Origin of the sequence: Halopseudomonas oceani, from assembly GCF_963677335.1 — a bacterium.
Taxonomy (GTDB): domain Bacteria; phylum Pseudomonadota; class Gammaproteobacteria; order Pseudomonadales; family Pseudomonadaceae; genus Halopseudomonas; species Halopseudomonas oceani.
On the sequence record NZ_OY781932.1, the window covers coordinates 3872057 to 3890771 of the forward strand.

16 protein-coding genes are annotated in these 18715 nt (G+C 60.3%); 13 read left to right on the forward strand and 3 right to left on the reverse strand.

From position 1 onward, the window contains the following. The first annotated feature begins 11 nt into the window (after positions 1-11). From urtC to ACKPCU_RS17945, 8 genes are all read left to right on the forward strand, one after another. A complete protein-coding gene (urtC, locus tag ACKPCU_RS17910) occupies positions 12-1124 on the forward strand; it encodes an urea ABC transporter permease subunit UrtC (RefSeq protein ID WP_407651773.1) in 1113 nt (370 codons plus the stop codon). Then, positions 1121-1957, forward strand: coding sequence for an urea ABC transporter ATP-binding protein UrtD (urtD, locus tag ACKPCU_RS17915; RefSeq protein ID WP_321348779.1), 837 nt, complete (start codon positions 1121-1123; stop codon positions 1955-1957). Before urtC ends, urtD begins: the two co-directional genes overlap by 4 nt. Before the next feature lie 2 nt (positions 1958-1959). Beyond that, positions 1960-2655 carry an urea ABC transporter ATP-binding subunit UrtE gene (gene urtE, locus ACKPCU_RS17920; RefSeq protein WP_321348780.1) on the forward strand — a complete coding sequence of 232 codons (696 nt, stop codon included), beginning with the start codon at positions 1960-1962 and terminating at the stop codon, positions 2653-2655. A 220-nt stretch (positions 2656-2875) separates the two neighbouring features. Beyond that, the gene (locus ACKPCU_RS17925) at positions 2876-3859 is read left to right on the forward strand and encodes a TAXI family TRAP transporter solute-binding subunit (protein WP_104738904.1); all 984 of its coding nucleotides are present in this window, start codon (positions 2876-2878) and stop codon (positions 3857-3859) included. 66 nt (positions 3860-3925) lie between these two features. Next, complete coding sequence (locus tag ACKPCU_RS17930; protein WP_321348783.1) at positions 3926-6112, forward strand: TRAP transporter permease; 2187 nt, start codon at positions 3926-3928, stop codon at positions 6110-6112. A 59-nt stretch (positions 6113-6171) separates the two neighbouring features. Continuing rightward, positions 6172-7989, forward strand: a complete 1818-nt coding sequence (locus ACKPCU_RS17935; RefSeq protein WP_321348785.1) for a sensor histidine kinase — start codon at positions 6172-6174, stop codon at positions 7987-7989. A 23-nt stretch (positions 7990-8012) separates the two neighbouring features. Then, a complete protein-coding gene (locus tag ACKPCU_RS17940) occupies positions 8013-9365 on the forward strand; it encodes a sigma-54-dependent transcriptional regulator (protein WP_321348787.1) in 1353 nt (450 codons plus the stop codon). Positions 9366-9492: 127 nt separating this feature from the next. After that, positions 9493-10398 carry an SDR family oxidoreductase gene (locus ACKPCU_RS17945; RefSeq protein WP_104738908.1) on the forward strand — a complete coding sequence of 302 codons (906 nt, stop codon included), beginning with the start codon at positions 9493-9495 and terminating at the stop codon, positions 10396-10398. A gap of 110 nt (positions 10399-10508) precedes the next feature. Here ACKPCU_RS17945 and ACKPCU_RS17950 read toward each other — a convergent pair whose 3' ends face one another. From ACKPCU_RS17950 to ACKPCU_RS17960, 3 genes are all read right to left on the reverse strand, one after another. Then, positions 10509-11084, reverse strand: a complete 576-nt coding sequence (locus ACKPCU_RS17950; RefSeq protein ID WP_321348790.1) for a GIY-YIG nuclease family protein — start codon at positions 11082-11084, stop codon at positions 10509-10511. A 209-nt stretch (positions 11085-11293) separates the two neighbouring features. After that, complete coding sequence (locus ACKPCU_RS17955) at positions 11294-12043, reverse strand: hypothetical protein (protein ID WP_321348792.1); 750 nt, start codon at positions 12041-12043, stop codon at positions 11294-11296. A gap of 196 nt (positions 12044-12239) precedes the next feature. Continuing rightward, a complete protein-coding gene (locus tag ACKPCU_RS17960; protein WP_321348794.1) occupies positions 12240-13403 on the reverse strand; it encodes a type III PLP-dependent enzyme in 1164 nt (387 codons plus the stop codon). Between the two features lie 489 nt (positions 13404-13892). Between ACKPCU_RS17960 and ACKPCU_RS17965 the strand changes: the two genes are divergently transcribed. The 5 genes from ACKPCU_RS17965 (at position 13893) to ACKPCU_RS17985 (ending at position 18677) form a co-directional block, all read left to right on the forward strand. Beyond that, complete coding sequence (locus tag ACKPCU_RS17965; protein WP_211287148.1) at positions 13893-14729, forward strand: MotA/TolQ/ExbB proton channel family protein; 837 nt, start codon at positions 13893-13895, stop codon at positions 14727-14729. Further along, the gene (locus ACKPCU_RS17970; RefSeq protein ID WP_321348797.1) at positions 14719-15114 is read left to right on the forward strand and encodes an ExbD/TolR family protein; all 396 of its coding nucleotides are present in this window, start codon (positions 14719-14721) and stop codon (positions 15112-15114) included. The genes ACKPCU_RS17965 and ACKPCU_RS17970 overlap by 11 nt, the downstream gene beginning before the upstream one ends. Then, positions 15111-15539: an ExbD/TolR family protein gene (locus tag ACKPCU_RS17975; RefSeq protein ID WP_321348799.1), complete on the forward strand. Its 429-nt coding sequence runs from the start codon at positions 15111-15113 to the stop codon at positions 15537-15539. The genes ACKPCU_RS17970 and ACKPCU_RS17975 overlap by 4 nt, the downstream gene beginning before the upstream one ends. Then, complete coding sequence (locus tag ACKPCU_RS17980) at positions 15536-16285, forward strand: energy transducer TonB (protein ID WP_104738913.1); 750 nt, start codon at positions 15536-15538, stop codon at positions 16283-16285. The genes ACKPCU_RS17975 and ACKPCU_RS17980 overlap by 4 nt, the downstream gene beginning before the upstream one ends. A gap of 145 nt (positions 16286-16430) precedes the next feature. Continuing rightward, positions 16431-18677, forward strand: a complete 2247-nt coding sequence (locus ACKPCU_RS17985) for a TonB-dependent receptor (RefSeq protein WP_321348801.1) — start codon at positions 16431-16433, stop codon at positions 18675-18677. Positions 18678-18715: the final 38 nt, after the last annotated feature.

Consider the following 18715-nt stretch of genomic DNA (forward strand, 5'->3'; position numbering starts at 1 on the left):
TTCCAACCGAATTGAACGAGGGAAGTATGCTTACCCAACGACTGTTACTCAGTGATCGGGGCGGAATGCTGGTGCTGGGCCTGGTACTGCTCACCACCATCATTGTGCCGATTCTCAACCTGGCGGTGCCGTCTGACTCACCGCTGTACATTTCCAACTACACCGTGGCGCTGCTCGGCAAGTTTCTCTGCTTCGCCCTGCTGGCCCTGTCGGTCGATCTGATCTGGGGCTACGCCGGCATCCTGTCGCTCGGCCACGGCGCCTTCTTCAGCCTGGGCGGTTACGCCATGGGCATGTACCTGATGCGCCAGATCGGCGACCGTGGCGTCTACGGCCACCCCGAGCTGATGGACTTTATGGTGGTGCTCAACTGGGACAAGCTGCCCTGGTACTGGCAGGGCTTCGACATGTTCTGGTTCGCCATGCTGATGGTGCTGCTGGTGCCGGGCCTGCTGGCCATGGTGTTCGGCTGGCTGGCGTTCCGTTCGCGGGTGACCGGCGTCTACTTCGCCATCATCACCCAGGCGCTGACCTACGCCCTGATGCTCGCCTTCTTCCGCAACGAGATGGGCTTTGGCGGCAACAACGGCCTGAACGATTTCAAGGAAATCCTCGGCTTTGATCTGGCGGCCAAGAGCACCCGCGTCGGGCTGTTCGTGGCGTCCTCGATTGCCCTGATCCTCGGCTATATGGCCTGCCGCTACATCGTTACCTCGCGCATGGGCCGGGTGATCATCGCCATCCGCGATGCCGAAAGCCGTACCCGCTTCAGCGGCTATCAGGTCGAAAGCTACAAACTCTGGCTGTTCGTCTTCTCCGCCATGCTGGCGGCAGTAGCCGGCGCGCTCTATGTGCCGCAGGTCGGCATTATCAACCCGGGCGAGTTCTCTCCGCTCAACTCCATCGAAATGGTGGTCTGGGTCGCAACCGGCGGCCGTGGCACCCTGTTCGGCGCCATCGTCGGTGCGTTCAGCGTCAACTACGCCAAGACCTTCTTCACCACCTTTTCACCGGAAACCTGGCTGTTCATCCTCGGCGGTCTGTTCGTACTGGTAACCCTGCTGCTGCCCAAGGGCATCGTGGGCCTGTTCGACCGCTTCAGCCGCAAGGGAGACAAACAATGAACCCGCTTGAACAACTGCGCGAAACCTGGCGCCGCGATCAGGTCTTCGACTTCGTCCAGCCCGCGCCGGACTTCTCCGCCAAGGTCGACACCACCCACGGCCCGATCCTCTACGTGGAAGACGTCAGCGTCAGCTTTGACGGCTTCAAGGCGCTGAACAACCTGAACCTGTACATCGATGACGGTGAGCTGCGCTGCATCATCGGCCCCAACGGTGCCGGCAAGACCACCATGATGGACGTCATCACCGGCAAGACCCGCCCGGACACCGGCAGCGTCTGGTTCGGCCAGCGCATGAACCTGCTCAAGCTGTCCGAGCACGAGATCGCCCGCGGCGGCATCGGCCGCAAGTTCCAGAAGCCGACCATCTTCGAGGCGCTCTCGGTGTTCGAGAATCTGGAACTGGCCACCGCCTCCAACAAGCACGTCTGGTACACCCTGAACAAGAACCTGACCGGCGAACAGCTCGACCGCATCGACGAGGTGCTCAAGCTGATCGGCCTGAAGGAACAGTTCCGCATGGAAGCCGGCGCCCTGTCACACGGCCAGAAGCAATGGCTGGAGATCGGTATGTTGCTGATGCAGAACCCGCGCGTGCTGCTGGTCGACGAACCGGTCGCCGGCATGACCGGTGAAGAAGTCGAACACACCGCCGAGCTGCTGACCTCGCTAGCCGGCCGTCACTCGGTCATCGTGGTCGAGCACGACATGGCGTTCGTGCGCTCTATCGCCCGCAAGGTCACCGTGCTGCACCAGGGCTCGGTGCTGGCCGAAGGCACCATGGATCAGGTGCAGAATGACCCGCGTGTGGTCGAAGTCTACTTGGGGGAATGACCATGCTCAGCATTCAAGGTATCAACCAGTTTTATAACCAGAGCCACATCCTCTGGGATCTCGACCTCGAGCTGAAAGAAGGCAGCTGCAGCTGCCTGCTCGGCCGCAACGGCGTGGGCAAGACCACCCTGCTCAAATGCATCACCGGCCTGCTGCCGGTGAAAAGCGGACAGATCAGCCTGATGGGCCGCGACATCACCAAGCTCTCGACCGAAAACCGCGCCCGCTCCGGGATCGGCTACGTGCCGCAGGGCCGGGAGATCTTTCCGCTGCTGACGGTGGAAGAGAACCTGAAAATCTCGCTCGGTGCGCGCCCCGACCGCGCTCGGCAGATTCCGCCGCACATCTATGAGCTGTTCCCGGTGCTCAAGGAAATGAAACACCGCCGCGGCGGCGATCTGTCCGGCGGTCAGCAGCAGCAACTGGCGATTGGCCGGGCGCTGGTGCTCGACCCCAAGCTGCTGATTCTCGATGAGCCGACCGAGGGCATTCAGCCCAACATCGTGCGCGACATCAGCGATGTCATCCGCAAGCTCAACACCGAGCTGGGGCTGACCGTGCTGCTGGTCGAACAAAAGCTGCCGTTCGCCCGCCGGGCAGCGGAAAACTTCTTCATCATGGAACGCGGGCGCATGGTCGCCAACGGCCCGATGGATGAACTGAACGACGACCTGATCCAGCGCTATCTGACCGTCTGATCTCCTCTACCTTTGTCGCCGGGCCGCCCGGCGGCAATGGGTCATTTCCCACCCATCACCATCGAAAATCGGGGTGAGAATCCACCCAACACACCCTGCCAGAAAATACAAACCCCTTAAAAAACAGCAACTTCCTTCCTGTGGCACAACGCTTGCTCTGGTCTATGTGTGATAGCCCACCCCTCGGGCCAACAACAAACACAAGAACCGGAGTTATGCCATGAAAACCCTACGCACCCTGGCCGTTGCCGGCCTGTCTGCCACTGCCCTGCTGTCCAGTTCGTTTGCTTTTGCTCAGGATCGCGCCGGCTGGCCTTCCAGCTTCACCGTCGGTACCGCCAGCCAGGGCGGCACCTACTTCGCTTACGGCTCGGGCTGGGCCAACTTCATCGCCGAGCAGACCGGTGTTTCCGGCGGCGCAGAAGTGACCGGCGGCCCGGTACAGAACATGGCGCTGGTTCACACCGGCGATCTGGCGTTCGGTTTCACTACCATGGGCCCGGCCCGCGACGCGATCGAAGGCAAAAGCCCACTGGCTCCGGGCATGCCGCTGGATAACACCTGCGCCATGTTCCCAATGTACGAAACGCCGTTCTCCATGGCCGCTCTGGGCAGCTCCGGCATCACCAGCGTGAGCGGCATTCCGGCAGGCACCCGCATCGGCTTCGGCCCATCCGGCTCAACCTCTGACAGCTACTTCCCAAACATGCTGCGCACCCTCGGCGTCCAGTTCGAGCCACGCAACGGCAGCTGGGCCGACCTGGGTGGTCAGATGCAGGACGGCCTGCTCGACATGGTCGGCTTCGCCGCCGGTGTGCCGATCCCGACCATCAGCCAGCTGGAGGTACAAACCTCGGTCAACGTGCTGTCTTTCACGCAGGAAGAAGCTGACAAGCTGATCGCCGCCTACCCGGTTTCCGAGTACATCATCCCGGCTGGCACCTACAGCACGGTAAAGGACGATGTGCGCGCCGTCGCCATGTGGAACTTCGCCGTGGCCAACTGTGACCTGCCGGAAAGCTTCGTCTATGAAGTCACCCGCCTGACCATGGAAAACAACCCGCGCATGGTGTCCATCCACCAGTCTGCGGTGACCAGCATTCCGGAAAATCGCGACAAGAACACCTTCATTCCGTGGCACCCGGGCGCGGCGCGCTGGTTTGCCGAGAACGGCTACGAGCTGGACCCGGCACTGGTCAAGTAACCCCTTCTTTCCCTGTCCACCGCCGCCCGGCCCACGCCGGGCGGCCCGCTCCCTTGCAGGTGCACCATGACTCAGCTAACTCACTCCCATGCGGATGATCCGCAGGCCACCCTCGCCCCCACCGACCCGGTAATGGCAGAAGGCGTGGATGACGAACCCGTCGAGGGCAACCGCCGCCTGTATCAAGGCTGGCGCATGCATGGCATGGCGTTGCTCGCCATCGCCTATTCGGCTTTCCATCTCTATGTGTTGAACGTGTCGCCGATGGAGACCTGGAGCTATCGCATCGTTCACGTCTGCGGCGCGCTGATCCTGGGTTACCTGCTGTTCTCCGGTCGCGGCTTTGCCGACGCCCCCAGCGCCATGCTCCGCTGGCTCAATGTCGCGGCGACTGCCGCGCTGCTGCCCGCAGCCAATGCCCTGTGGCAAACCGTCTCGATGTACCAGTTGCTCAAAGGCGGCGCCATGCGCGTACCGGTCGACATCGAAACCCTGCATTTTGGCTGGCCACTGCTGGCCGCTACCGGGCTCGGCATTGTGCTCAGTTGGCTGCAGCGCCAGCAGCGCGACGGTTTCAACCTGCCGGACCTGGTGCTGATCGTCTGTTCGCTGGCGACGGCTGGCTATTTTCTGGTGATTTTCAATTCACCGCTGCGCATGAGCACCGGCACCCCCTTCGCGCCCATCGGCATGAGCTTCGCTGCCGTTGCCGGCACCGCGCTGATCATGGAGATGACCCGCCGCGTCGCCGGTCTCGCGCTGGTGGTGATTGCCCTGCTGTTCGTCGCCTATGTGTTTGCCGGCCCGCACCTGCCGAGCTTCCTCGGCTATCCCGGCCTGAGCATTCAGCGCTTCTTCAGTCAGGTCTACACCGACATTGGCGTACTGGGCCCAACCACCGCCGTGTCCTCGACCTACATCATCCTGTTCATCATCTTCGCCGCCTTCTTGCAGGCATCGAAGGTCGGCGACTACTTCGTCAACTTCGCCTTTGCCTGCGCCGGCCGTTCGCGCGGCGGCCCGGCCAAGGTGTCGATCTTCGCTTCCGGCCTGATGGGCATGATCAACGGTACCAGCGCCGGTAACGTGGTCTCCACCGGCTCGCTGACCATTCCGTTGATGAAGAAGGTCGGCTACAGCAAGAAAACCGCTGGCGCGGTGGAAGCGGCTGCCTCCACCGGAGGTCAAATCATGCCGCCGATTATGGGCGCAGGCGCCTTCATCATGGCCGAGATCACCGGCATCCCCTACACCGAGATTGCCATTGCGGCGGTCATCCCGGCGATTCTGTACTTCGCCTCGGTGTACTTCATGGTCGATCTGGAAGCGGCCAAGACCGGCATGCGTGGCATGCGCAAGGAAGAGCTGCCGCAGCTCAAGGCCCTGCTGCGCCAGGTCTACCTGTTCGTACCCATCCTGATTCTGGTGGTCGCCCTGTTTGTCGGTTACTCGGTGATCCGTGCCGGCACCCTGGCGACTGTCGCTGCCGCCGTGGTCAGCTGGCTGTCACCCAACAAGATGGGCCTGCGCGGCATGCTCAAGGCGCTGGAGCTGGCGGGCATAATGTCGATCCAAATCATTGTGGTGTGCGCCTGCGCCGGCGTGATCGTTGGCGTCATCGCGCTGACCGGTGTCGGCGCGCGCTTCTCCTCGATGCTGCTGGGTCTGGCCGACGCCAGCCAACTGCTCGCGCTGATCTTCGCAATGATGATCTCCATCGTACTGGGCATGGGCATGCCCACCACCGCCGCCTATGCCGTCGCCGCCTCGGTGGTCGCACCCGGCCTGATCCAGCTGGGCATCGACCCGCTGACCGCGCACTTCTTCGTGTTCTACTTCGCGGTCGTATCGGCGATCACCCCACCGGTTGCCCTGGCCTCTTTCGCGGCTGCCGGCATCTCCGGTGCCAACCCGATGCAGACCTCGATGGCCTCGTTCAAGATCGGTCTGGCCGCCTTCATTGTGCCGTTCATGTTCTTCTATAACGGCGCGCTGCTGATGAACGACAGTATTCCTGCCATCATCCAGGCATTGATCACCGCCAGTGCCGGGGTGTATCTGCTGTCGGCCGGCGTTCAGGGCTGGTTCATGAACCTGCGTGCCTCCTGGTTCATCCGCGCCCTGCTGACTGTTGCCGCGTTCCTGATGATCGAAGGGGGCGGGCTCACCGATCTGGTTGGCATCGCCACTGCGGTCGCCGCCGTCGCCCTGCAGAAGAAGCTCGGTCGGCAGGCAGCACCCAGCTTGTCCTGATGTTGTTTGCCTGGGCGTAGCCAGCTACGCTCAGGCCTTCTGTTTGCGAGCTGTTGAACATGAAGCACCCGCTCTGGATTGCCTTGAGCTTTACCCTGGTCGCCATCACCGCCTGGCAGGCTGGCGCCGTGCTGGGTTATCGCCAGGTGGAACGCCAGGGCCGGGACGAATCCTTTCGCTACAGCCAGCTGATCAGCAACGAAGTCAAACGCTACAACCCGATTGTTACCCTGTCCGCCCAGCACCCAGTGCTCCACCAGGCACTGCAACACCCGCAGGACCCGAAACTGGTTGCCGCCGCCAACGACATCATGCGCGCCATGGCCACCATCGTCGCCAGCTCCGATGTCTATCTGATGGACAGCCACGGCCACACCATCGCGGCCAGCAATTATCAGCAACCGGCCAGCTTCATCGGTCAAAACTTCAGCTACCGCCCCTACTTCCGGCGGGCGCTGGAAAAACCGGGGAGCCCTGCGTTCTATTTCGCTCTGGGCACGACCTCGGAAGTACGCGGACTGTACTTCGCGCATGCCATTCAAACCACCGGTGCCAATCCGCAGCCGCTCGGCGTCATCGCCATGAAGGTGCAGGTCACCGAACTGGAGCAACAGTGGCAGCGACCCGACGCACTCGACGACGCCGAAATGCTGGTAACTGATGCCCAAGGCGTGAGTTTTCTCGCCAGCCGCCCGGATTGGCTGTTTCGCGCCATTGCCCCGCTCGACATTGCCCAGCGCGATCAGCTGGCAAGGGAGCAACGCTATGCCAACCAGCGCATTACCGCGCTCGACTTCACGGTGAAAGCGTCCCCGGTTGGCACCAGCAACGCGACCGAGCGCCTGCTGCTGAACGACCAAGGTGTACATCGCGAGTTTCTTGGCATCACCACCCCGCTGCCGAACGAGCAATGGTCTCTGCGCGTGCTGATCGGCACCCGCTCGGTATTCTGGGTACAAGTCCGTTTTCTGCTGGTCGGTATTCTGCTGCTGTCAGGCGCACTACTGGCCTGGCTTTATCTGCGCGAACGCTACCGCCGCGAAGCGGAGCTGGCCGAGCGCAGCATTCAACTCGAACGCCGCGTCAATGAGCGCACCGCCGACCTGAAGGCCTCCAATCAAAAGTTGATTGACGAGGTACGCGAGCGCGAACGCGCCGAGAAGGAACTCAAAGCCATCCAGCAGGAGCTGGTGCAAGCCGCCAAGCTGGCGGTGCTCGGGCAAATGTCAGCAGGCTTGAACCACGAAATGAATCAGCCGCTAACAGCAATCCAGGCCTACGCCCGCAACAGCCGGCGCTTTCTTGAGCGCGGAGACCAGCAGACGGTCGACAGCAACCTCGGCGAGATCATCAGCCTGTGCGACAAAATGGCCGAGCTGACCCGCCAATTCAAAGTCTTTGCCCGTAAATCAGAAGGGCTGCCGTCGCAGGTCGATCTGCGCCAACCGGTCGACGCGGCAATCAAGATCATCAATGCACAAGACGGCATGGAACGCATCGCCATCGACTGGCAGCGCCCGCCGGAACCTGCCATGGTGCATGGTGACCTGATCCGCATCGAGCAGGTCATGGTCAACCTGCTGAGCAATGCAGTTCAGGCGGTCGAAGCGGTAGCCGAACCGCGTATCAGCGTACAGATCGAAGCGCGGGGCCAGCAGTTGCTATGCCGCGTGCAGGACAACGGCCCGGGCTTGCCCGCCAATACCGAGCAGATCTTCGAGCCTTTTTTCACCACCAAATCTATGAAGCAGGGCCTGGGACTGGGGCTGTCCATCTCCCGGCAAATCATGGACGCACTCGGAGGCAGCCTGGTCGGCCATAATCGCGCAGATCAGCACGGCGCCGAATTTGTCCTCAGTTTTCAGACCCGCGCCTGACGCGCACCCAGCAAGAGGACGGTATGACCGAGCCAGCCATCATCTTCATCGATGACGACGCAGATATTCGCCAGGCAATTACCCAAACCCTGGCGCTGGAAGACCTGAGCGTGCAGAGCTACGCCGAAGGCTCCCAGGCTTTGGCCAGGCTGAGCCGTGATTTCACCGGCATCGTGCTATGCGACTACCACATGCCAGGTATGGATGGGCTGGCGGTACTCGATGCGATACAGCAGCTGGATGACAGCATCCCGGTGATCATCCTCACCGGCCAGGGCGATATCAGTACCGCGGTCGCTGCCATGCGCAAGGGCGCCTACGACTTCATCGAGAAACCCTTCCACCATGACGGCCTGATCGAAATCATCAAACGGGCGCTGGACAAACGCCGTCTGGCGCTGGAGAACCGCCACCTCAAAGCCCAAGTGCGCGGCCTCACCCGCCCTGGCCCACGACTGCTGGGTGACTCCCAGAGTATGCAGACCGTGATCAGCCTGCTCGAACCGCTGCTCAACACCAGCGCCGATATCCTGCTGCATGGCGAAACCGGCTCAGGCAAAGACGCCATCGCGCGTTACATCCACGAAAACAGCAACCGCAGCGATCACAATTTCGTCGCCATCAACTGCGGCGCAGTACCGGAAAACCTGATCGAAAGTGAGCTATTCGGCCATGAAGCCGGCGCTTTCACTGGTGCCGACAAACGCCGCATCGGCAAATTCGAGCACGCCAATCAGGGCACCTTGTTTCTCGATGAACTGGAAAGCATGCCGCTGAACCTGCAGGTCAAGCTGTTGCGGGTTCTGGAAGAACGCAAGGTTGAGCGGCTGGGCAGCAACCAGCCGATTACCGTTGATGTGCGCATCGTCGCCGCGACAAAATCCGACCTCAAGGCCTTGAGCGACGCCGGCGAATTTCGCGCCGACCTGTACTACCGCCTCAACGTCGTGCAGATCAACATTCCGCCGCTGCGCGAGCGCAAGCAGGATGTTCCGCTCCTGTTTCACCATTTCGCACTGATCGCCGCGTCCCGCTACGACCGGGAAATCATTCCACTCGACGCCAACCAGGCCGCCGCGCTGATGCAGCACGATTGGCCCGGCAATGTGCGCGAGCTGCGTAACCTTGCCGAGCGCTACGTTCTGATGGGAACCAGCGCCTTGAACGGACCGGAAACCGGTCAGTTGCCGCCGGCCGGCGGTCAGCAAACCCTGAGCGAAATGCTCGATGCCTATGAGCAGAGCCTGCTGGTCAGCGCGCTCAAGGCCTGCAACGGCAGCATCAAGGAAGTCATGATGCAACTGGGGCTCGCGCGCAAAACCCTGTACGACAAGATGAAACGCCATGGTCTGGACAAGGCCGACTTCAAGGATTAAGTCGGGCCAACGGGTCGACCCTCGTTTATAGGCCAATATTCAGAGCTTTGCCTGCCTATTGCCTTGTTCAAACAAGTGTTCGACACTGGCTGCCTTTTTCAACCCGCACAAACCAAGGGGACAACCCATGAGCGATATCCGTTTTGACGACAAAGTCGTCATCGTAACCGGTGCCGGCGGCGGCATTGGCCGCGCCCACGCCCTGCTGTTCGCAAAACACGGCGCCAAAGTCGTCGTCAACGACCTCGGTGGCAGCACCAACGGCGAAGGCGCCAACAGCGAAGCCGCGCTCAAGGTTGTCGAAGAGATCAAGGCCGCTGGCGGCACCGCCATCGCCAACCCGGACAACGTCATCAACGGTGATCGCATCGTTGAGTGCGCGATGGACAACTTCGGTCGCATCGACGTCGTCGTTAACAACGCCGGCATCCTGCGCGACAAGAGCTTCGCCAAGATGACCGATGCCGACTGGGATCTGATCTACAAAGTCCACGTCGAAGGCGCCTACAAGACTACCAAGGCCGCCTGGGACCACATGAAGAACAACAACTTCGGTCGCATTATCTTCACCTCGTCCACCTCCGGCATCTACGGCAACTTCGGTCAGGCCAACTACGGCATGGCCAAGCTGGGCCTGTACGGCTTCACCCGTACCCTGGCGATCGAAGGCCGCAAGAACAACATCTTCGTCAACGCCATTGCCCCCACTGGCGGCACCCGCATGACCGAAGGTCTGTTCCCGGAAGGCGCATTCGACAAGCTGAAGCCTGAACTGGTCAGCCCGCTGGTTGCCTACCTGTGCTCCGAAGAATGCAAGGAAACCGGCAGCCTGTTCGAAGTCGGTGGTGGCTGGATGGGCAAGGTACGCTGGGAGCGCTCCCTGGGTATCGGCTTCAACCCCGACGAAGGCTTCACCCCGGAAGACGTCGCCGCCAACTTCGAACAGCTGTGCAGCTTCGAAGGCGCCGTCCACCCGAAAGACAACATCGAAGCCCTGCGCGAGCTGATGGCCAATATCCAGAAGTTTGCCTAACGGCCACTTCTGGAGCGGCAAGCTTTAAGCCTCAAGCTAGAAGCTAGTGTTAGAAAGCCCGCCCCTGTGCAACAGGTGGCGGGCTTTTCACATTAACGGTGCATGTGTCGTTACTCGACGAGCGCAACGTGCTTTCCAGATGAACTGCGTCCCACCCGCCCCTCTTTCATTAGCAAGCCCAAAAGACTGTAACTCAGATAGTCTTTCGAACCACCGCCATAATCTGACTGCAACCCCAAGTACTTCGCCGCATCCGAGTTTTTAATGCCATCCGGGTTCGCTTTGGCCAACTCCAACACCGCGGCCTTCAATAGCTCTAAGCCCATTTGCGCCTTCTCGTAGCAGCCATCCGGGATATTGACCTTCACCTTGCGCGAAATATTGTCCGGATTAGGACGAACCCGATTCGTCAGCAAACCACCCTGAGAACGAATGCCAAACGCCGATATCAACTCGGCCTCAATTTTCAGCGCCTGCTCTTCCGTCAGCCCATCTGAGATCACCGTGTGCAAAACATTCATCCCTGCGCTATGAATCTCGGCGATGACCTTTCCCTTGTCTGAGTCATCAACTTTTGCCTGATGCTCCCAAGCGCGATTACCTGTTCCCTTTCCGATGTAAAACGGTCTGGCGGGTTTCGTCCTCGGATCTTTAAGTGCATATACATAGAATGGACTTTGCGCCATACAACTCCCTGTTTCTTGCAATTGACTTACGTAGCTTACCCGTAGAGATAACCCAGCCTTACAGCCAACGCAAACCGGCCCCAAAAACAAAAACCCCGCACTGTACCCAGTGCGGGGGTTTCAAATCAGGCCTACACTGCATCCAGGTAAGGGAGCCCAGCGCTAAAGATTCAGGCCCCTAAATCCTTATATAGAACCTACCAAGCAGCTTAATCGCTCGGCAACCAACGTCTAGCCAAACGTCGCTTGGCTGCTACCGCAACCACCCTGCCCGGCCACACCGAACGCCAAGTCATGACAAAAGCGCCATAAAGCGTCAGCGGCCGCTTGCCGTCTGCATCAATTTCCGGCTTCACCAAGCCTTTGGCCAACAACGTATCGGACTCTTCGCGCAGGAAAGCAGCCATTTCGGCAAAACCGTGCTCCGCCCGGTAGTCGATCGACGGCGTATCGCCCTTCAACTTGCTTCGCAGTTGCTTATGCCGTTCCAGCAGAACGTCAACATCATGCGTATCAGGAAACTGAAAACTCTGTTTGATAGGTAATTCCGGGTAGGCCTCAGAGCGGTTGCTATTGGAAACATTCAGCCAGCATCCGTCGGTGTATTTTTGCGATAACTCGCAATAGCTCAGCGTGGATTGGTTGGCTCCAATAATGTCCACTGCCGTAGCGGCTAGCTTCAACGCATCGTGCCAGTAAACCCGGAAGTAGCTATCAGTCTGACTGTCGTGCATCGATGAGTTGCCGACGACCAAGAACCCCGCGTCACGGAGCTGCTGGTCATACAACTGCACCAACGCTGAACAATGCTCATAGAAAGCATCGTCGCTGAGCGGCTCAAACTGGACAATGGTAGGAATCTTCTGGGTACGCCAGACGATGAAAGGGCCAATGGCATTCATGAACAGCGGTCCGATCAACAGCAGCCCAACCAGCCCACAAAATGCAATCTCAAGCATACTAATCCCTATACGCAGTTATTTCCCTGCGCGGAATGTACCACCCAACAGCTGCGTCAGTTAGCTGCTACAGGCTCTTCTTGCCCGCGGCATATCGAAACTGCGATCCATGCCCATAAACAAAAACCCCGCGCCGTTAGCGACGCGGGGTTTTCTCTTGCAACATGCGGCTTAGAGCGCGCCGCTGCTTTCAGCGTCAGACGTAGATCGCTTCCAGCGGCGGGAAGCCGTTGAACTCGATAGCGCTGTAACTGGTGGTGTAGGCACCGGTAGACAACCAATATAGACGGTCGCCGATGGCCAGGTTCAGCGGCAGACCGTATTTGTAGTGCTCGTACATGATGTCGGCGCTGTCGCAGGTCGGGCCGGCGATGACGGCTTCTTCCAGTTCGCCCTGCTTCTCGGTCCACAGCGGGAACTTGATGGATTCGTCCATGGTTTCGATCAGGCCGGAGAACTTGCCCACGTCGGTGTAAATCCAACGCTCCAGCGCGGTGTGCGACTTACGCGAGACCAGTACGACTTCACTGACCAGAATACCAGCGTTGGCGATCAGCGAACGACCCGGCTCCAGAATGATCTCCGGCAGTTCATCACCGAAGTCTTCCTGCAGGAAGCGGGTGATTTCTTCCGCGTAGGTCTGCAGGGTGTTGGTCTTGGTAATGTAGTTGGCCGGAAAGCCGCCACCCATGTTGATCATCTTCAGGTTGATGCCGTCTTCTTCTTTCAGGCGCTCGAAGATCACCTTGACCTTGGCAATGGCGGCATCCCACGCGCCGATGTCGCGTTGCTGCGAACCAACGTGGAAGGAGATGCCGTAGGGCTCCAGGCCCAACTCTCGCGCCAGCACCAGCAGGTCCATGGCCATATCGGTCTGGCAGCCGAACTTGCGTGACAGCGGCCAGTCGGCAGTGGTCGAGCCTTCGGTCAGAATCCGCACATACACCTTGGAGCCTGGCGCAGCCTTGGCAATGTTACGCAGGTCCGCTTCGGAGTCAGTGGCATACAGGCGCACCCCCTTCTCATAGAAGGCGCGAATGTGACGTGCTTTCTTGATGGTGTTGCCAAAGCTGATCTGCTCCGGCTTGACGCCCAGCGCCAGCACCTTCTCCAGCTCATAGATGGAGGCGATATCGAAGTTGGAGCCCTTGTCGCGCAGCAGCGAGAGTACTTCGTTGGCGGGGTTGGCTTTTACGGCGTAGTAGACCTTGGCAAACGGAAAGCCGTCGACCAGCTCGTCATAGGCACGATCAATGGTTTTCAGGTCAACGACCAGGAACGGGGTTTCGCGCTGGTCAGCGGCGGCCTTCAGACGGCTGAAGGTGTCACGATCGAAGTAGTCGTCAAGTTTGATGGACATGGCGTCGGCTCCAAAGCATTAAGTTCGGGTGACGGACCGCGTGGGGACGAAAAGAGGATCAGATATGCAGGGCAGAGGTGCACACGCACGCCCCGCTCAATGAGCAGGAGCCTGAGGTACGCCTTCCGACGGAAGCGACTCTGAACGCTTTCAGCCAACACACAACCCGGGGGTGCGAACGTCTGATCAGTATCCCCACTTTGGTTCGCCTACTTCCCAAGGCGTGCGCCGAAAGCAATAAGCCCGCTCTATTCAGCAGTCTTGCTGTCTCGTCGTCAGTACTTGAGCCGTATGGATCGTGCCAGCCTCAACGTTCGGAGCGAACCTTAAAACCAAGCGACCCGGCGGTCAATAGTGGGGAACCATTTATCTGGGACAACGGCATTACCGAGACGCTCCCGAAGCCGGCATCTCTGTATTCCTTGTTGTTGCAAGAAGTAATGAGAACACCTATCATTTGCGCCTCAATTTTCTCTCCGGAGACCGACCGTGACAGTAGAAGCCACCACGCCCACCGCAATCGAACCCGCAGCCACCGCGCTCGGCAGCGCCGTTCCTGATGCTGCCATCGACGCAGCGGCGGCTACCGTCGCTGCCGATCCCACGTTGCCTGCCGCCTCCCTGGACGCCAGTCTGAACGCTGCTGTTGACAATGTTGAGACAGCCACCACCCTGCTGGATACGCTGCGTGAGTGGCTGATCGTCGGCGGCCCGGTGGTCTGGATTCTGCTTGGCATGTCGGTTGTTGCCCTCAGCATCCTGCTGATCAAACTGTGGCAGTTCTACATGCCCGCCCCGGAAGGAACCCGCGCCGTACGCCGCAGTCTGGCACTTTGGCACCAGGGCCAGGCCGACGAAGCCATCGCCCAGCTCAATACCCGTCAGACCGTTCCCGCGGTTCTACTACTGGCCATGCGCGGCAAGCGCAGTGGCACCAATCAAGAGCTGCTGCGCGAAGAGCTGGAGCGGGTTGCCAGCTTCCGTCTCAACCAGCTCAAGCTGCTGCTGCGCCCACTCGAAGTTATTGCCAACCTGGCGCCACTACTTGGCTTGCTCGGCACCGTTCTGGGCATGATTGTGGCCTTCCAGAATATGGAAGCCGCAGGTAGCCGGGTTGACCCGTCTGTGCTGTCCGGAGGCATCTGGCAGGCGTTGTTGACTACCGCGGTCGGCCTGGCGGTCGCGATCCCAGTGGTTGCCGTGCACAGCTGGATGGAGCGCCGGGTTGAGCGCATCGCCGCCAGCCTGAACGATGCCGTCACTCAGGTGTTTACCCACCAGCCCAAGTCGTCGGTCAGCAGCGGAAAAGTCGCCAATGCAGCTTGAAGCCTTCCCGGGCAAGAAGCGTCGCGGCATCAGCCTGACACCGCTGATTGATGTGGTGTTCATCCTGCTGCTGTTCTTCATGCTCTCCTCCAACTTCATGCACTGGCGGCAGATCACCCTGTCCTCAGCGGAGCAGTCCGAGCAAACGCCGGACAAAATTGAAGTGGTGCGTGTGGAGTCAGACGCCGGCCGTGTCACCCATGCAGGCAAAAGCTATCAGCTGCAGGATCTGACCGCGCTGAGTGCTTTGGTGGCGGCCAATCCCGAGGCGGTTTTTGCCGTTGAAGCCGCGCCCGACGTCAAGACCCAAACGCTGGTATCGCTGCTGGATCAGCTACACCGCGCCGGCGCGAAAAAAGTCTCCATGACCGGAGTGCTGCCATGAAGCTGGTTGCCGAAAACAGCACCCGCAAGGACAACGGCGACGACCAGTTGATTCCGCTGATCAACATCGTGTTCCTGATGCTGATCTTTTTCATGGTCGCCGGCCAGATCAGCCAGTCCGATGCCACCTTTGTATCGCCACCTGAATCGATTGCCGAGGCACCGATTGACGATGAGGCAATGCAGATATTGATCGACGCCGAGCTGAACATCTGGCTCAAGGATCAACAGATCACCCTCGACGAGCTTGAGGCTCCACTGGTCGCCGCCTTCGAGCAGGTGGAAGACCCGGAGGGCTTCACGCTGGCCGTCAAAGCAGACGGCGATGTTCCGGTCGAGAACCTGCAAGCCCTGCTCCAACGCATCAAAGCAGCTGGGTTCCGCCGCGTCACCTTGCTGACCCAACCTGGTGAGGCCCTGCCATGATCCGTGCACATCATTGGATTGGTGCCCTGCTGCTGGCCGCTTTAGCCCATATCGCCGTCTTTATTCTGCTGGTGTTCAATCCGCCCCAGGGCACGGCAGCGGCCCAAGGCCAGCTTGGCGTTGAGATCGATCTGGGCATGCTGGGCGACCTGGGTGAAGCGCAGGAAACCGAACAACCCAAGGAAGTGGCACCCCCCAAGCCAACACCGCCACCGCCACCACCGGAGCCGACACCCGAGCCGCCGCGTCAACAGGCACAGGCGCGGGTCCAGACCAAGCCCAAGCCACGTCCGGAGCCGCCACGCGAACAGGTCGAAGCCCCCCAGCCGACACCCGAACCTGCGCCCACCGCAACGCCGGTCGAGCAAGGTCAGAGCGAAGCCAGCCAGGCCCAGCTCAAGCAATCTACCGGTGTCGGCAACGCGGCCACTTCTGGCGGTATGGGCGGCGCGTCCACTGACTACAAGGCCAAGGTCGCAGCGAGCCTGGCACGGCACAAACGCTACCCGCATGCCTCCCGCCGCCGGCGCGAGGAAGGGGTCGCCATTCTCAGCTTTGTGATTCACCGCGATGGCTCAGTCACCGATGCGCAGATCCGCGAAAGCTCGGGTTACCCACGCCTGGATCGGGCGGTAATGAAGATGCTGGAAGACGCTTCGCCGTTTCCGCCATTCAGCGACGACATGAGTGAAGACCAGATGCCGCTGCGCATTCCGGTCGACTTCAAGGTGGTCAACAGCCGCTGAGCAAACGCCCCGCCCGCAACAGCAGTGCCTAACAGGAAAAACCGTAACGCGGTATCAACGACGGCGTTCCCGACGCACGGACGCGTTCCAGAGAAGAGCGCGCCGTCGCCAACATGGAAACCATTAGATCCAGGAAAAAGAGAGCATGAGCAACAAAACCGTCAACGCTACTCCCCCACAGGGTAGCGAACTCAGCATGCGCAAGATTGCAGGCCCGCACAGTCTGGTAGCCACCTCACTGGCACTGGCAATCTCTGGTGGTATCGCCAACCCACTGTATGCTGAGGAAGTCAGCCTCGACACCCTGCACGTCGAAGACACCGGCATCCAGGCCGACGCCAACCCCTACGCTGAAGAAGCTGCACCGTACAAGGCCCGCACCCTGTCTGACAGCCGTCGCACCCGCGACATCGCAGACACGCCGCAGACCATGACTGTCATCACGCGCAGCGCCATCGAAGACTCAGGCAAAACCGAACTCAAGGACATCCTCAGCGCCCAGCCCGGCATCACCCTGGGTACCGGCGAAGGCGGCAACTCGTTCGGCGACCGCTACATCATCCGCGGCTACGAAGCCCGCAGCGACATCTACACCGACGGTCTGCGCGACCCGGGCCTGATTACTCGAGAGACCTTCGCGCTGGAGCAGATCGAAATCGCCAAGGGCCCGAGCTCCACCTTTGCCGGCCGCGGCTCCACTGGCGGCGCGGTCAACAGCGTGACCAAGAAGGCCAACCTGTGGGATGACTTCACCACCATCGAAGGTGGCCTCGGCACCGACGACTACGAGCGTTACACCCTGGATGCCAACCGCGTCCTGACCGAGGATCTGGCCATCCGCTTCAACGGCCTGTACACCGAAGCCGAAGTGCCAGATCGCGGCCCGGCCGAGAAGCGTCGCACTGGCGCCCTGATCTCCGGTATCTACCAGCCGCTCGACGAGTTCAAAATCCTCGCCGACTACTACTACGCTCGCAGCGATGACCGTACCGATCCGGGTGTCGCAATTGATCGCGCTACCGGCAAGGTCAACGACGACATCGAGTACGTCGGCCAAAGCGGTCTGGACTTCCAGCGCACCGGCGCTGACATTTTCACCCTCGGTTTTGAGTGGGAACTGGGCGACGGCCTGAAGCTGGAAAACAAGAGCCGTGTTGGCTCTACCGAAAACAGCTACATCATCTCCATCCCGCGCAACGGCGGTCTGCGTAGCTTCACCGGCTGGCAGGAAAACGACTATCTGGGCAACCAGACCAACCTGACCATCGACAAGATGTGGGGTGAGGTTCGCCACACCCTGGTTACGGGTATGGAGTTTGCCAACGAGCAGACCGATGCCGGCGGCTACAGCATCACTCCTAGCAACGTGCCGGTTAACCCCTATAACCCCGACAACAGTGCCTGGAGCGGCACCACCAGTCGCGGTGATGCGGTCACCAAGCTGGAGCTGGAAACCATCTCGGCCTATGTGATGGATACCGTTACCCTCAACGAAGACTGGGAAGTGTTTGCCGGTCTGCGCTATGACCGCTTTGACTACTATCTCGACACCGCCGAGCGGACCGGACGTGGCGGCGTGATCATCCCGGCAGCAACCTACAAGTATAACGATGGCTTCTGGAACGGCCATCTGGGCGTGGTCTACTCGCCATGGGAGCACGGTAACGTCTATGTGAGCTGGAGCACCTCCTCCAACATCAACGGCGGTGAGGCGGATGCCGGCACCAACTGCGGTTACGGCGGCATCTGCACCGACGACGCCGGCAACTACGCCAGTGCCGAGCCGGAGCAGTCCACCAACTGGGAGCTGGGCACCAAGTGGAACCTGCTGGATCACCGTCTGTTGCTGACTGCAGCGGTATTCCAGACCACCAAGGAAGACGTCATCGAAGGCGACAACAACTCCTATCAGAGCGGCGGTAGCCTGAACACCGGCAAAAACCGCGTGCACGGTATCGAGCTGGGTCTGGCCGGCAACATCACCGACCGCCTGAGCGGCCAGATCGGTGCAGCCGTGATGAACTCCGAGACCCTGGAGTCATTTCACCCAATCAACGAAGGTCGCCCCAAAGCCAACTTCGCCGAGAAAAGTGCCAACGCCCAGCTGCGCTATCAACTGACGCAGGCCTTCGCCTTCGGCGGCACCATGACCTACTCCAGCGAAATCTTTGGTGGCCAGCCGGACACCGGCGCCAACGGCAACATCGTGCTGGACGGCTACACCGTCTACGACCTGTTCGCCAGCTACAAGGTCAACGAACAGCTGGACCTGCGCGCCAACCTGCAAAACCTGTTCAACGAGGACTACTACACCGCGGTGTACCGCGGCGGCAGCATCGTGTACAAGGGTGACGCACGCAACGCTCAGCTGACTGCCCGCTACAAGTTCTGACGCGGCAACAGTGAGCACGACAACAGCGGCGGGGGCAA

Coding starts and splice junctions, on each gene's coding strand:
- ACKPCU_RS17950 (WP_321348790.1), bottom strand. CDS start 11,084: ATGGCGCAAAGTCCATTCTATGTATATGCACTTAAAGATCCGAGGACG.
- ACKPCU_RS17980 (WP_104738913.1), top strand. CDS start 15,536: ATGATCCGTGCACATCATTGGATTGGTGCCCTGCTGCTGGCCGCTTTA.
- ACKPCU_RS17925 (WP_104738904.1), top strand. CDS start 2,876: ATGAAAACCCTACGCACCCTGGCCGTTGCCGGCCTGTCTGCCACTGCC.
- ACKPCU_RS17935 (WP_321348785.1), top strand. CDS start 6,172: ATGAAGCACCCGCTCTGGATTGCCTTGAGCTTTACCCTGGTCGCCATC.
- ACKPCU_RS17930 (WP_321348783.1), top strand. CDS start 3,926: ATGACTCAGCTAACTCACTCCCATGCGGATGATCCGCAGGCCACCCTC.
- urtD (WP_321348779.1), top strand. CDS start 1,121: ATGAACCCGCTTGAACAACTGCGCGAAACCTGGCGCCGCGATCAGGTC.
- ACKPCU_RS17970 (WP_321348797.1), top strand. CDS start 14,719: ATGCAGCTTGAAGCCTTCCCGGGCAAGAAGCGTCGCGGCATCAGCCTG.
- ACKPCU_RS17985 (WP_321348801.1), top strand. CDS start 16,431: ATGAGCAACAAAACCGTCAACGCTACTCCCCCACAGGGTAGCGAACTC.
- urtE (WP_321348780.1), top strand. CDS start 1,960: ATGCTCAGCATTCAAGGTATCAACCAGTTTTATAACCAGAGCCACATC.
- ACKPCU_RS17955 (WP_321348792.1), bottom strand. CDS start 12,043: ATGCTTGAGATTGCATTTTGTGGGCTGGTTGGGCTGCTGTTGATCGGA.
- ACKPCU_RS17960 (WP_321348794.1), bottom strand. CDS start 13,403: ATGTCCATCAAACTTGACGACTACTTCGATCGTGACACCTTCAGCCGT.
- ACKPCU_RS17940 (WP_321348787.1), top strand. CDS start 8,013: ATGACCGAGCCAGCCATCATCTTCATCGATGACGACGCAGATATTCGC.
- ACKPCU_RS17945 (WP_104738908.1), top strand. CDS start 9,493: ATGAGCGATATCCGTTTTGACGACAAAGTCGTCATCGTAACCGGTGCC.
- ACKPCU_RS17975 (WP_321348799.1), top strand. CDS start 15,111: ATGAAGCTGGTTGCCGAAAACAGCACCCGCAAGGACAACGGCGACGAC.